12 protein-coding genes are annotated in these 13,661 nt (G+C 61.5%); 1 reads left to right on the plus strand and 11 read right to left on the minus strand.

Going from position 1 to position 13,661, the window contains the following annotated elements:
• Window positions 1-38: 38 nt before the first annotated feature.
• The 6 genes from adk to ACQ4WP_RS02185 form a co-directional block, all read right to left on the minus strand.
• The gene (adk, locus tag ACQ4WP_RS02160) at window positions 39-695 is read right to left on the minus strand and encodes an adenylate kinase (RefSeq protein WP_436518466.1); all 657 of its coding nucleotides are present in this window, start codon (window positions 693-695) and stop codon (window positions 39-41) included.
• A gap of 243 nt (window positions 696-938) precedes the next feature.
• Window positions 939-1,694: a 3-deoxy-manno-octulosonate cytidylyltransferase gene (gene kdsB, locus ACQ4WP_RS02165; RefSeq protein WP_436518467.1), complete on the minus strand. Its 756-nt coding sequence runs from the start codon at window positions 1,692-1,694 to the stop codon at window positions 939-941.
• 2 nt (window positions 1,695-1,696) lie between these two features.
• A complete protein-coding gene (locus ACQ4WP_RS02170) occupies window positions 1,697-1,873 on the minus strand; it encodes a Trm112 family protein (protein ID WP_010395789.1) in 177 nt (58 codons plus the stop codon).
• On the minus strand, window positions 1,854-2,909 hold the full coding sequence (gene lpxK, locus ACQ4WP_RS02175; protein WP_436518468.1) for a tetraacyldisaccharide 4'-kinase: 1,056 nt from the start codon (window positions 2,907-2,909) through the stop codon (window positions 1,854-1,856). The genes ACQ4WP_RS02170 and lpxK overlap by 20 nt, the downstream gene beginning before the upstream one ends.
• Before the next feature lie 93 nt (window positions 2,910-3,002).
• Window positions 3,003-3,443 carry an ExbD/TolR family protein gene (locus ACQ4WP_RS02180; protein WP_436518469.1) on the minus strand — a complete coding sequence of 147 codons (441 nt, stop codon included), beginning with the start codon at window positions 3,441-3,443 and terminating at the stop codon, window positions 3,003-3,005.
• A complete protein-coding gene (locus ACQ4WP_RS02185; RefSeq protein WP_436518470.1) occupies window positions 3,440-4,045 on the minus strand; it encodes a MotA/TolQ/ExbB proton channel family protein in 606 nt (201 codons plus the stop codon). The genes ACQ4WP_RS02180 and ACQ4WP_RS02185 overlap by 4 nt, the downstream gene beginning before the upstream one ends.
• 1,329 nt (window positions 4,046-5,374) lie before the next feature.
• Here ACQ4WP_RS02185 and xseA point away from each other — a divergent pair.
• Complete coding sequence (gene xseA, locus ACQ4WP_RS02190; protein WP_436518471.1) at window positions 5,375-6,736, plus strand: exodeoxyribonuclease VII large subunit; 1,362 nt, start codon at window positions 5,375-5,377, stop codon at window positions 6,734-6,736.
• An 81-nt stretch (window positions 6,737-6,817) separates the two neighbouring features.
• Here the strand turns inward: xseA and ACQ4WP_RS02195 are convergent, their stop codons facing one another.
• From ACQ4WP_RS02195 to ACQ4WP_RS02215, 5 genes are all read right to left on the minus strand, one after another.
• The gene (locus ACQ4WP_RS02195) at window positions 6,818-9,268 is read right to left on the minus strand and encodes a TonB-dependent receptor (protein ID WP_436518472.1); all 2,451 of its coding nucleotides are present in this window, start codon (window positions 9,266-9,268) and stop codon (window positions 6,818-6,820) included.
• 106 nt (window positions 9,269-9,374) lie between these two features.
• Window positions 9,375-10,427 (minus strand): ABC transporter ATP-binding protein, encoded by a 1,053-nt coding sequence (locus ACQ4WP_RS02200; RefSeq protein ID WP_436518473.1) that lies wholly within the window; start codon window positions 10,425-10,427, stop codon window positions 9,375-9,377.
• A 1-nt stretch (window position 10,428) separates the two neighbouring features.
• Window positions 10,429-11,802 (minus strand): GH1 family beta-glucosidase, encoded by a 1,374-nt coding sequence (locus tag ACQ4WP_RS02205; RefSeq protein WP_436518474.1) that lies wholly within the window; start codon window positions 11,800-11,802, stop codon window positions 10,429-10,431.
• Between the two features lie 26 nt (window positions 11,803-11,828).
• Window positions 11,829-12,647, minus strand: coding sequence for a carbohydrate ABC transporter permease (locus tag ACQ4WP_RS02210; RefSeq protein ID WP_096234333.1), 819 nt, complete (start codon window positions 12,645-12,647; stop codon window positions 11,829-11,831).
• Complete coding sequence (locus tag ACQ4WP_RS02215) at window positions 12,644-13,660, minus strand: carbohydrate ABC transporter permease (RefSeq protein WP_436518475.1); 1,017 nt, start codon at window positions 13,658-13,660, stop codon at window positions 12,644-12,646. The genes ACQ4WP_RS02210 and ACQ4WP_RS02215 overlap by 4 nt, the downstream gene beginning before the upstream one ends.
• Window position 13,661: the final 1 nt, after the last annotated feature.

Consider the following 13,661-nt stretch of genomic DNA (forward strand, 5'->3'; position numbering starts at 1 on the left):
AAAAAAGCGGACACTCAGGTCCGCTTTTAAAAAACTGCTTATTCCGCCAGGGCGGCAAATGCGCTGTCGCGGATTTGCTCGACCGGACCGACGCCGGCGATGCGGCGGTATTTCGGCGCGCCTGGCAAGCCGGACTTGGCCCAGTCGTTGTAATAACCGAGCAAGACCTTGGTCTGGTTGTGGTACACATCCAGGCGCTTCTTGACCGTTTCCGCCTTGTCGTCGTCGCGCTGGATCAGCGGTTCGCCCGTGATGTCATCGACGCCATCGACCTTCGGTGGATTGAATTTGACGTGGTAGACGCGGCCCGAACCGGGGTGGCTGCGGCGGCCATCCATGCGCTCGATGATCGAGGCATCGGGCACGTCGATTTCCAGCACGTAGTCGACATTGATGCCGGCATCTTTCATGGCGTCCGCTTGCGCGATGGTGCGCGGGAAGCCGTCGAACAGGTAGCCATTGGCACAATCGGCTTCCTGCAGACGACTCTTGACCAGGCCGATCATGATGTCGTCCGACACGAGGCCGCCCGCATCCATGACTTTTTTCGCTGCCAGGCCCAGTTCCGTGCCTTCCTTGATCGCCGCGCGCAGCATGTCGCCCGTGGAGATTTGTGGAATGTTGTATTTTTCTTTGATGAAATTAGCTTGGGTGCCCTTGCCGGCACCGGGTGCTCCTAAAAGTATCAGACGCATTGAAAAGTTCCTAAAAAGCAGATTTTGGATGATGGTATGTGTAATTATTTTTAGATGGTGTTGCTATGGCTATCTTTCCCTACGAAACTTACCACAAAAAATCCCCGGAACGCCAGTTTGCTATCGAATTGCTATGCCCTGATTGATCAAAGCCAGCAATTAGCGAGGCAGACGTTTCAAAATGTGGTTTTTACTGCAGGCGCCCAAACTATATTTGCACGCCTGCCGTTTTGCGGGTAGCGCTTACAGGGCGCGATAGTGCGCCTGCACGCGTTCGAGATCTTCCGGCGTGTCGACACCGGCGGCAGGGGCAGAGTCCGTAACATGCACGGCGATGGCAATACCGTGCCACAGCACGCGCAACTGCTCCAGCGCCTCGATGGTTTCCAGCGGCGAAGCGGACAATTGCGGATATTCTTGCAAGAACGCATTGCTGTACGCATACAAGCCGATATGGCGCAGCGGCACATAACCTTGCGGCAAATCTTCACGGGACTGCGCGAAGCCGTCGCGGTGCCAGGGGATGGTCGCACGCGAGAAATACAAGGCACGGCCATTCTTGTCCAGCACCACCTTGACCACATTCGGATTGAATGCGTCAAGCACCTCGTGCAGCGGATGGGCGCAGGTGGCCATGGGAACGGAACTGCTGATCTGCGCCGCGCAGGCGGCCAGTAGGGCCGGATCGATCAAGGGTTCGTCGCCCTGCAGGTTGACGACGACGGCGTCGAGCGGCAAAGCGAGCGTGCGCGCCACTTCGGCGATGCGGTCCGTGCCCGACGGATGGTCGGCGCGCGTCATGCACACTTCCACGCCATGCGCGGCGCAGGCAGCGCGGATGCTGTCATGGTCGGTGGCGACGATGACGCGCGCGGCGCCCGAGAGCCGCGCCTGCTCCGCCACGCGCACCACCATGGGCTTGCCGCCCAGGTCGGCCAGCGGCTTGCCAGGCAGGCGCGTCGAAGCCAGGCGGGCCGGGATGATAACGATGAACGCCACGGTTATTCCACTGCGTCTTGCAGGGTGCGCGCTTCGTCCGCCCACATGATGGGGATGCCATCGCGGATAGGATAAGCCAGGCGGTCGGCGCGGCAAATCAGTTCCTGCGCCTTCTTATCGTGTTCAAGCGGACCCTTGCAAACAGGGCAGACCAGGATATCAAGCAGTCGAGCGTCCACGACATTTCTCCACAATTTGTTGGGCCAGCGCGCTATCGATGCGCGCACTGACGGGGACGACCCACAGTCTCGGGTCATCTTTGAGATGTTCAATTTGCGCACATTTTACTGCATCCTTCTCGGTGATCAAGATCACATCCGTGTCCAGTGCCGCAAATGGCTGGTCGAGGAAGTCGTGATGATCGGGCAGGGGCAGTTCCATGAAGTCCAATCCGGCCCCGCGCAGCATGGCAAAGAAACGCTGCGGGTTGCCGATGCCGGCCGCCGCCACGATGCGCTGGCCGCTGGCCGCCAGGGTCGCCAAAGGCAACCGCTCGCTGCGGTCGAGCAGGCGCTCGGCCACGCCGCCATCGAGCCGCATCTGCACGACCAAGGAACCTGCGGGCGCGACCCTGGCAACGAGATCCGGCGCCAGCTCGGGCGCATTGATCACCGTCACATCGCGCCGGCGGCGCGGCGATTCGCGCAAGGGTCCCGCCGGCAGCAGCCAGCCATTGCCCGCGCCACGGCCGTCGAACAGCATGATTTCCACGTCGCGCTGCAAGGCGTAATGCTGCAAGCCGTCGTCCGTCACCAGCACGTCGACATCCGGATGCGCCGCCAGCAGTGCCCTGCCCGCTTGCGCGCGGTCGCGCCCCACCATCACGGGGCAGCCGCCGCGCTGGAAGATCAGCAGCGGCTCGTCGCCCACCTGCTGCGGCGTGGAAGCAGCGCTGACGGCACGCGGCGAACGGTCGGCGCTGCCATGGCCGCGCGAAATGACGCCCGGGCGCATGCCCGCGTCGCGCAAGGCTTGCACCAGCCAGATCGTCAGCGGCGTCTTGCCGGTGCCGCCGATAAAGATATTGCCGACGACGACGACGGGCACGGGCAGGCGCGCGGATTTCAGCAGGTTTGCCCGGTACAGACCGCGCCGCACGGCGCTCAAGGCGCCAAACAGCAGGGAGACGGGCCACAGCGCGCACGCCAGCGGGCCGCGCGTCAGCCAGGCGCGGGTGAGAGTAGTTTCAAGCTTGGCGGGGGAGGATGTGGGCATGGGGACAGACGTAAAAAATAACCCCAGGTGCAAAATCCGGTGTCAGACGCGGCGGGTCTGACCCCAGCACTTCGATTGGGGTTGAATAATAGCTTACTTGCCGCCCGCCTGCGCCGCGAACGTCAGCTTTTCATAGCCGGCCAGGCGCGCCGCTTCCATCACGTGGATGACCATCTGGTGCATGGCGAACTGGTCGGCGTTGACCACCACCACGGGCGTCTGCGCGGGCGCCTTGCCGCCATTGGCTACCTTGGCCGCGTTTTGCAAGGCATCGGCCAGGCCGGCCACGTCGCGGAACGAGACGGCTTCGCGGTTGACCGTGTAATTACCCTTGGCATCGATGGTGACGTCGATCTGCCGCGGCTTGTCCTTGGCTTGCTCGGCATCGGCCGTCGGCAAGGTGATCTGCAGCTCCGTAAATTTGCTGTAAGTGGTGCTGACCATCAGGAAGATCAGGATCACCAGCAGCACGTCGATGAACGGGATCAGGTTGATTTCAGGGTCTTCCCGCCCCTTACCTTTGCGGAAGTTCATTTGCGGCCACTGTGAACGATGTCGACGAACTTGACGGCTTGCTGCTCCATGTCAATGACGAAGCTGTCGACGAGGGCGCGGAAGTGGCGATAGAAGATCAGGGCCGGCATGGCGATGGCCAGGCCGAAGCCCGTGTTATACAAGGCCACCGAGATGCCGTGGGCCAATTGTGCGGGATTCGAGCCGCTGGCGTTTTGCGAACCGAAGATTTCGATCATGCCCACCACCGTGCCAAACAACCCCATCAGTGGAGCCAGGGTGGCGATGGTGCCCAGGGTCGTCAGGAAACGTTCCAGCACGTGCGCCACGCCGCTGCCCGCCTCTTCGATCGATTCCTTCATCACCTCGCGCGGCGCATCGACATTGCGCAGGGCGGCGGCCAGCACCACGCCCAGCGGCGAATTGTCTTCCAGCTTGGCCAGCGTGTCCGGCGTGATCTTGCCGCTGCGATACACCTGCACCACTTCATCGAAGAGCTTGCGGGGCAGGATCTTGCCACGGCGCAAGTACAACACGCGCTCGATGATCAGGGCCAGGGCGACGATGGAAGCGATCAACAACAGCCAGATGGGCCAGCCAGCGGCTTGAAATATAGCGAGCAAAAGAAACTCCTGGTAAAGGGAAGGCGATGGACCGCCCGAACAGCCTGTATTGTACCGAGCGCCGAAGACCGATTGTATGTCGGCGCAGGAATGGCGCAATGTAGCGCGTTGCCGCGCCGGCGGCAAGTGGCGCCTGCATGCACACTTGTCCACACCACGCGGCGAGCGGGCGCTGCCAGCACACAGTTTTGCACACTTTGTGTGGATAAGATTGTGAGCAAGCATGAAGTCCAGCATGCAAGTCATTGATTTTCATGGAGATTGTCGTGCTGCGCAAAATACAGGCATGGCAGCTCATCACCAGTAGTCAATATCAATAAATTAATACTTGAAGAGTTCTGCACATTTACTGTGGACAAGATTGTGCGCAAAGCCGAGGAATTCAATTAAGTCATTGATTTTAAAGTAAATTAAATCAATGCATAAAAAAGTGGCAGCGGGCGCGCCATACGCGGCATATTGGTCGTCAAAGTTCTGCACACAATCTGTGGACAAGATTGTGCGCAAGCTCAAAGATAGGCGCCAAGTACATTGATTTATATCGATTTTATTGTCATGCATAAAAATGTGGCAAGGGCTGAAAAGCTGGGTTTTAGCCGCCCTATTTCGCTCCAAAACGGCAGTTTTCCACCACGACGGCAGTTCCGCACATAAAGTGTGGATAAGATTGTGAGCAAGCCGATTGACTCCATGCAAGAGCATTGATTTTAAAGGAGTTTTTTTCAATGCTTAAAAATGAGGCAGCACAGCAACATGGCCGCGCGGTGGAAAACCAGAAGAAAAAGCGAAACAGTTTATGCAGTTTTGCACACATTCTGTGGATAAGATTGTGAGCAAAGCGTACGGCATGATGCTACACCTTTGATTTATATGGCTATTTTCATGCTGCGCAAAATTCAGGCAGGCCATACCATGGACGTTCCAGTGGATAAATCCGGCCCTGCGCCAGAGTTCTGCACATTTTTTGTGGATAAGATTGTGCGCAAGGCCAGACATGGCATACTAAGCGCTTGATTCCTATGCACTTTATTTCCGTGCGCAAAAATGTAGCAAGGCATTTTTCTTCGCCGAAAGGAGCCTGTCCGGCATTGTTTGTCCACCGCAAAAAGTTCCGCACACTTTCTGTGGATAACTTTGTGCGTAAGTGGCATGCGCTTCACTGATGTGCTTGATATTAAAGGACTTTTTCCTTGTGCACGCAAATCAAGCACAGATAAATTCATCATGAAATCAAATACTTAGAAATAGAACTTGTTGTTTTGCGCGATATATGACATAAGCATGACCTCGCCGATAATATGTGGACAGTTCCCTTCCCTCTCCCGCTTCATGATGACCGACACCCCGACTGACAGCGGCTTTGCCGCCCCACCCGTGCTCACCGTCAGCGCCCTCAACCAGGCCGTCGCGCGCCTGCTCGAGCGCTCGTTCCCTCTGACCTGGATCGCCGGCGAGATTTCCAACTTCACGCGCGCCGCTTCCGGCCACTGGTATTTCACCTTGAAGGACGATGGCGCCCAGGTGCGCGCCGTGATGTTCCGCGGCCGCGCCCAGTACGCGGGCTTCACGCCGCGCGAAGGCGACAAGGTGGAAGTGCGCGCCCTCGTCACCCTGTACGGCGCGCGCGGCGATTACCAGATCAACGTGGAAGCCATCCGCCGCGCCGGCGTGGGCGCCCTGTACGAAGCGTTCCAGCGCCTGAAGGAAAAACTGGCCGCGCAGGGCCTGTTCGACCAGGAGCGCAAGCGCGCCATTCCCATGTTCGCGCGCAGCATCGGCATCGTTACCAGCCCGCAGGCGGCGGCCCTGCGCGACGTGCTGATCGCGCTCAAGCGCCGCGCGCCGCACGTCTCCATCATCCTCTACCCCACGCCCGTGCAGGGCCAGCAGGCACCGGAAAAAATCGCGCACGCCATCCGCACGGCATCAACAAGGGCCGAGTGCGACGTGCTGCTGGTGTGCCGTGGCGGCGGCAGCATCGAGGATTTATGGTCGTTCAACGATGACGCCGTGGCATACGCGATCGCCGATTGCTCCATGCCCGTGATCAGCGGCGTCGGCCACGAAACGGATTTCACCATCGCCGACTTCGCGGCCGACCTGCGCGCAGCCACGCCGACGGCGGCGGCCGAACTGGCGGCCACGCCACGCGCCGACTGGATAGCCTCCTTGCGCGCCGATGCGACCGACCTGCGCCGCGCCATGCGCCGCAGCCTCGACGATGCGGCGCAAACACTGGATCGCCACAGCCGCCGCCTGCTCAACCCGAAGGCGCAGCTGCAGCAGCAGCGCTTGCAGCTGCTGGCCCTGTCGACGGCCATGACGCATGCGGCGCGCGCGCCCGTCAGTCAATCGCAGTACGCGCTGGAACGCCTGCGCAGCCGCTGGACGGCCTTGCGGCCCGACGTCACGGCGCCGCGCGCGCGCCTGGTGGAAGCCCAGCGGCGCGGCGGCGCGGCCATGGCGCAGCAGCTAGGCCAGCGGCGACACGGCCTCGACGGTCTGGCAGCGCAGCTGGAGTTACTGAATCCCCAGCGCACCCTGGAACGCGGTTACGCCATCCTGCGCGACGAAAAAGGCGCCATCGTGCGCTCGCCGGCGCAGTTGCAGGCGCGCCAGAATGTCAATGTGCGCCTGGCCGAAGGCAGCGCGCAGATCGGCATCGCCAGCGTGCAGGCGACGTTAGAGTAAAAAAGGCCGGGGAAACTCCCCGGCCCAACACCTGCCCTACTGAGTGAACTGCTACTGCTATTGCAACTGCACCTTACGCCATCAGAACTTCATCGACACACGCGCGCCAACCGTGCGCGGCGCGTTGTAGAAGGCGCCGTAGATCTGCTGCGTGGGCTGGCATGGCATGCCCACGTCCGTGCAGATTTCATTGACGTCAAGCTTGACCGCCTTGTCGGTGGCGTTTTGCACGAACGCTTCTACCGTATAGGCCTTGTTCGCCGGCTGGAAGCGCAGGCTCAGGTCCAGGGTGGTGTAGGCTTCCTGGCGCTTGACGCCCGCATGGCCCGGCACGTCGCCGTTGAACGCCCCCGCTCCCACGTACGACATGGTTTCATAATGCACCGAGGCGCGCGGCGTGAGCTGGCCGCCGGCGACATTGAAATCATGCTCGTACTGGACGGTCGTGGAAAACTTCGGCGCATGCTTCATGGTACTGCCGCCCACGTTGACCAATGGCGCCGTCGAACCGCAGGACTGGCCATTCGCGCGCGCCGCATCGACGTCGCATGACATGAAATCATCGTACACAGCCTTCAACCAGGTGGCGTTGCCCGTCAGGCGGTCGACCTTCGTTGGCCGCCACACCCATTCCGCTTCCAGTCCCTTGACGGTGGCGCCGGCCGCATTGAAGTTGGCCAGCACGCTGTTGACCACCTGCGATTCGAGCTTGTCCTTGTATTTCATCAGGAAAGCATCGAGGTTCAGGGTCAGCTGGCGGTTCAGCAAGTCCGACTTGAAACCGATTTCATAGCTGGTCAGTTTTTCCGGCTTGGTGGTGGCGCCGCCGTCGCCGATGGCTGGCGAATGGAAGCCCGTCGTCACGGAACCGAACAGCAAGATATTGGAGCGCAGCTTGTACTCGATGCGGCCCAGCCAGGTGGCCTGGCCATATTTCAGGTCGGCCGTATTGTCGCCCGGCGTATTGCCGCAGGTGGCGGCCGTGATGGCGCCGCCGGGCCCGATATTGTGCGTATTGGCCAGGCCCGAGCCGGGCGTGACCAGCTGGCGCAGCTGGTCGGCAGTGAGCACCGTGGTGCCCAGCGGCGTGTTTGCGGGCCAGTTCGGGCAGGCCCAGTTCTTGCCCCCGATGTCGAATTTATGGTCTTTCGTGTAGCGCGCGCCGGCCGTCAGCTTGATCTGGTCCGTCACCTGCTGGCTGACCTGGCCGAATACGGCCTTTGATTTGAGCTGGCGGTCGCCCTGGATGAAGGACATCGACGAAGCGTACTGGCCCACGGTGGGCTGCACGAAGATCACGGCGCCGTTGGCGATATCCTGCTGCACGGCCGCCTGCGAAATCTGGCTGCGGTCGATATCGAAGCGCACCTTGTTCTTTTCATTGAAGAGGAATAGGCCGGCCACCCACTGGAACGGCGCATCGTCGTCCGAGCGCGCCTGCAGCTCGTGCGAATAGCTGTCGAACTGCGCCCAGTCGGTACGGTTTTCCGACTTGAAGCCGGGGAACAGGCCCGCATCGGAATCGTTGCTGTTCTGGCGCTTGTAGCGACTCCAGCTGCCCAGGTAAGTAAAGTCCAGCGCGTCCGTCGGCTTGTAATTGAGCTTGCCCTTGTAGGTCAAAATCGACTGATCCAGGGTGCCCGGCGTGTCGATCAGGGCCGAGCGCAGCTTCTCGCCCCCTTTCGGTTCTGCCGCCAGGTAGACGTTGCCGGCACCCTGGTCAAGGAAGTAGTCGGCGATGAAAGTGCCGCGCAGCTGCGGCGTGATTTTCCACAGCAGGGAGGCGCGCACGCCCATCTGGTCGCCGGCGCCATACTTGGCCGTGCCCGGCATGACGTTCGAGCCGCGGCGAAAATCCACCGTGCCGTCGTGGCTATCCTTGATGGCGGCGATGCGCAGCGCCACGTCGTCGGAAAACGGAATATTCAACATGCCCTGCGTCTGCAAATGGCGCTTGTCGCCCACGGTGATGCCGGCCGAGCCCATGAACTTGGCCGTGCTCGGCGCGGCCGACACGAGGTTGACGGCGCCGGCCGTGGAATTGCGGCCATTCAGGGTGCCTTGCGGACCGCGCGCCACCTCCACGTGGGACAGGTCATACATCAGCGCCGTGGCGCCCTGGGGACGAGGTGAATACACGCCATCGACATAGAAGGCGACGGCCGGGTCGCCCAGCTCCGTGTGGTTGGCCGAACCGACGCCGCGCATGTAGACGTGCACGCCACCCGAGTCGCCATGCTGCTCGACGACCAGGCTGGGCACCATGGTGGCCAGCGACGCCAGATCCTTGACCTGGTTGTTTTGCAGGGTGTCCTGGTTGAAGGCGGTAACGGCCAGCGGCGTCTCCTGCACGAAGGTGTTGCGGCGCGTGGCCGTGACGACGATGCGGTCCATCTGCTCGGCTGCCGGTTTTGCCGTGTCGGTGGGGGTCGTGTCTTGCGCCACGGCGACACCGCTGCCCAGCAAAATGCACTGGGCGAAGGTCGCATGCGCCAGGCTGAGGGCGATGGTGTTGCGTTTGAGCTGTTGCATTTTTTTGTCTCCTGTACCGCTGGTTGAATGATGATCACATAGCTCTTTGGCTACTGCTGCACATTTTTTGGGTGTCAATCTGAAGTCATGTCGCCTCCGTGCGGGGTCAATGGGTAGCCACGGCGCGCCCGGCCGTGTCGAATAGAAAGGCATGGCCTTCTTCCGGTGCGAAGCCGATGGCGCTGCCCTGCGCCAGCGTGTGGCGCGCCTCGCCGTGCAGCTTGATGGCCACCGCGTGCTGGCCGCCGTCGATGCGATCGTCAAGCGTCGCGTGAATGATCTGCGCATCGCCCAGCTGCTCGATCAGGGTCACGCTGGCGCCGTAGCCCTCATTGCGCGGCACCAGGCGCAGGTGCTCGGGACGTATGCCGACCAGCATGCCGGCCGCGCCACCGAGCTGGCTGGCCAGGGCCGGGACGGCAGCGCACGGCAAAAAGTTCATGCGCAGCGCGCCGATGAAACCGGCCACGAACTGGCTGGCCGGATGGCGGTACAGGTCCAAAGGCGCGCCCACCTGCTCCAGGTGGCCGCCATGAAAGACGGCGACGCGGTCACCCAGGGTCATGGCCTCGACCTGGTCGTGGGTGACGTAAATCATGGTGGTGCCCAGCTCCTGGTGCAGCTTGGCCAGCTCGATGCGTGTCTGCACGCGCAAGGATGCATCGAGGTTCGACAGCGGCTCGTCAAACAGGAATACCTTGGGCTGGCGCACGATGGAACGGCCAATGGCCACGCGCTGGCGTTCGCCGCCGGACAGGGCCTTGGGTTTGCGCTCGAGCAGGTGCGTGATCTGCAAAATCTCGGCCACCTTGCCCACGGCGGCGCGCACTTCCGTTTCCGGCTTGCCCGCCAGTTTGAGAGCAAAGCCCATGTTGTCGCGCGCCGTCATGTGCGGATACAGGGCGTAGCTCTGGAAGACCATGGCGATGCCCCGCTCGGCCGGCGCCACGTCGTTGGCCAGCAAGTCGCCGATGCGCAGCTGGCCCGCGCTGATGTCTTCCAGTCCCGCGATCATGCGCAACAGGGTCGACTTGCCGCAGCCGGACGGCCCGACGAAGACCATGAATTCGCCGTCATGGATATCGAGATCGAGGCCCTTGACGATTTCCGGGCCGTCGCCATAAGTCTTGCGGATGCCGCGCAGCGAGATGGCGGCCATGTCAGTGTTCCCCTGCCAAAACCGGCGCATCGGCATGCGCGGCCCGTTGCGCGGCGATGAAGTCGCGGTACCACAGGGCGCTGTCCTTGAAGCTGCGCTGCTGCGTGGCGTAATCGACGTACAGCATGCCGAAGCGCTTGGCGTAGCCCGAGTTCCATTCGAAGTTATCCATCAAGCTCCAGTAGAAGTAGCCGCGCACGTCGATGCCCTGCGCGATCACGGCGCGCAAGGCATCCAGGTGCAGTCGCACGTACTCGATGCGCGCCTGATCGTGGATCTTGCCGTCAAGGGGCTTGTCGGCGACGGCCATGCCGTTTTCCGTGATGTAGACGGGCGGCAGCCGGTATTCGCGGTGCAGGCCCACGAGCAGCTCCGTCAAGCCTTGCGGATAGGTTTCCCAGCCCATGTCGTTGACGCCCAGCTTGCATTCGGGCTTGCGCGGCGGCGTCTCGGCGCTCATGAAAGCGCGCGTGTAGTAGTTCACGCCGAGGAAATCGATGGGCTGTTTGATATCTGTGAAATCGTTTTCAAAGATAGCTAAAGCGGAAGCATCTGGGTGTTTCAGGGCCAGGGCCGGGTAGCGGCCCTTGAAGATGGCGTCCATATACCACTGCACCGAGCGCGCATATTCAAGTTCGGCCAGTTCGCGGTCTTGCGCGCTGTCGGTGGCCGGCGTGGCCGTCCATTGATTGAGCACGATGCCCAGTTTCGCGGGCGGATTGACGGCGCGCATGGCTTGCACGGCCAGACCGTGCGACAGCAGCAAGTGGTGCGACACTTGCACGGCGGCTGCCGGATCGGCCATGCCGGGGGCGAACTGGCCCGTGCCGTGGCCCAGCACGGCCGTGCACCACGGTTCATTGTGCGTGGCGATGCTGACGACCTTGTGGCCGAAGCGGCGCGCCACCTCGGCCGCATAGGCGGCGAGGTGATAGCAAGTGGCGCGATTGAGCCAGCCGCCCTCGTCCTGCAAGGCTTGCGGCAAATCCCAGTGGTACAGAGTTAAATGGGCATCGAGACCCCTGGCGGCCAACGCGTCGAGCAGGCGCGCATAGAAATCGAAGCCCGCCTCGTTCCAGGCGCCCGAACCCGTGGGCTGCACGCGCGACCAGCACATGGAAAAGCGGTAGGCGTTCACGCCCAGATTGGCGATCAGCTCCACGTCGTCGGCATAGCGGTGGTAATGGTCGCAGGCCACGTCGCCATTGCTGCCGTCGATGATCTTGCCGTCCGCGTGGCTGAAGGTATCCCAGATGGATGGGCCGCGGCCATCGATGGCCGCGGCGCCCTCGATCTGGTAGGCGCTGGTGGCCACGCCCCAGGTGAAGGTGGCAGGGAAGGTGGTATCGGTATCGTCGTTATGCATGGTGGTCATGTCAGTGTGAGTGGATTAAGAGAGCTCTAGCCTTTGACGGCGCCCTGCGTAAGGCCTTCTATGAGGCGCTTCGAGGCGACAAAAAACATCAGCAACAGCGGCAGCACGGCAATCGCGGCGCCCGTCATCAGCGCGCCCCACTCCGTGTTGTTCGGCGCCTGCATGCTGCGCAGCGCCAGCGGGATCGTGTAGTTCTCGACCGAGCGCATGACGACCAGCGGCGTAATGAAATTGTTCCACGAGTTGATGAAGGTGATCAGGCCCAGGGTGCCCATGGCGGGGCCTATCAACGGCAGCACCACGCGCCAGTAGATGGCGAATTCACCGCAGCCGTCGATGCGCGCCGCCTCGATCAGGTCCCTTGGTATCGCCGTGCCGATGTACTGGCGCATCAGGAAGATACCCAGCGCGCCGGCCGCGCCCGGCACGTACAGGGCGCGCGGCTGGTCCAGCCATCCGAGGAAATCCATCAGCATGAAGGTCGGGATCATGTTCATGAAGGACGGGATGATCATCGACGCCATCACCAGGGTAAACAAGGGCCGCTTGAAGCGGAACTCGTACATGGCGAAGGCATAGCCGCCCAGCGAGCAAAAGAATAAAGTTAGCGCGGTGGTCATCAGGGCCACGTACAGGCTGATGCCGATATTGCGCCAGAACGGCAGGCGTTCCTGCAGCAACTCGATGTTGTTCAGCAGGGCCGTGCCGAACCAGCGCGGCGGCGGCAGGCTGTAGATCTCCGCGCTGGTATGCGTGGCGAAGACGAACATGAAGTAGAACGGCGCGACCATGATCAGGGCGCCGATGGCCACCATGGCATAGGCCGTCCAGCGGGTAGTTTTCATCGGGCCTCCTTGCGTTCATGACGTTCATTGCGGTTGAAGATGCGGTTATTCACCCAGGTGGTGCTGGCGATGATGAGGAACAGCAGCCAGGAAATGGCCGACGCCGTACCAAAGTCACCCGAGGAAAACGCCGTCTTGTAGACGAAGATGGCCGTCGTCATCACGGACTGGCTCACGCCACTCGACTCGGCCACCAGCACGAACGGCTCCTCGAACAGCTGCAAATTGCCCATGATGGTGAGCGTGACGGCCAGGTAGATCATGGGGCGCAATTGCGGCAGGGTGATGTACCAGAATTGCTGGCGCTTGGTGGCGCCATCGATGGTCGCCGCCTCGTACAAATCCTTGGGAATAACCTGCAGCGCGGACAGGTACAGCACCAGATTCCAGCCCAGGTAGCGCCAGAAGATGACGAAGGCGACGGCCGGCTTGATGAACAGCGAGCTACCCAGCCAGTCAATGGACTCAGCGGCAGGGGGAAATAGACCGAGACCGCCCACCAGCGGCAGGCTGGCGCACCATTGGATCAGCACATTGATCTGTCCATAGTCGCGCGAAAACAGCGTATTGAAGACCATGGCGATGGCCACGCTGGAGGTGATGAACGGTAAAAAGTAAATGCCGATCACCAGGTTGCGCGAGCGCTTGAAGCTGTTGTGGATGAAGGCTGCCAGGGGAATGGCGACGAGGTGCTGCGGCACGCCCGAGGCCAGCGCCAGCCAGACGGTATTGCCCAGCGAGCGCAAAAACCACGGGTCGCTCAAGGCATACTTGTAGTTGTCCAGGCCCACCCACTGCATGGCTTCCACGCCGCTGGCCGCTTCCCACTGGTTGAACGACAGGTAGATGGAAAACAGCAACGGGAACAGGCTGAAGACGGCGAACAGGATGAAGAAGGGGCAGATGAAAATGTACGGCGCCCATTGCTTCATGTTGACGCGTTTTTTGGCGGGCCGCGCCGACGCGGGCGCCTTGTGCGCCAGCGATGCCGATGGGGGATTCAAATGGCTCATG

The organism is Janthinobacterium lyxosi, from assembly GCF_051380665.1.
Lineage (GTDB): Bacteria > Pseudomonadota > Gammaproteobacteria > Burkholderiales > Burkholderiaceae_D > Janthinobacterium.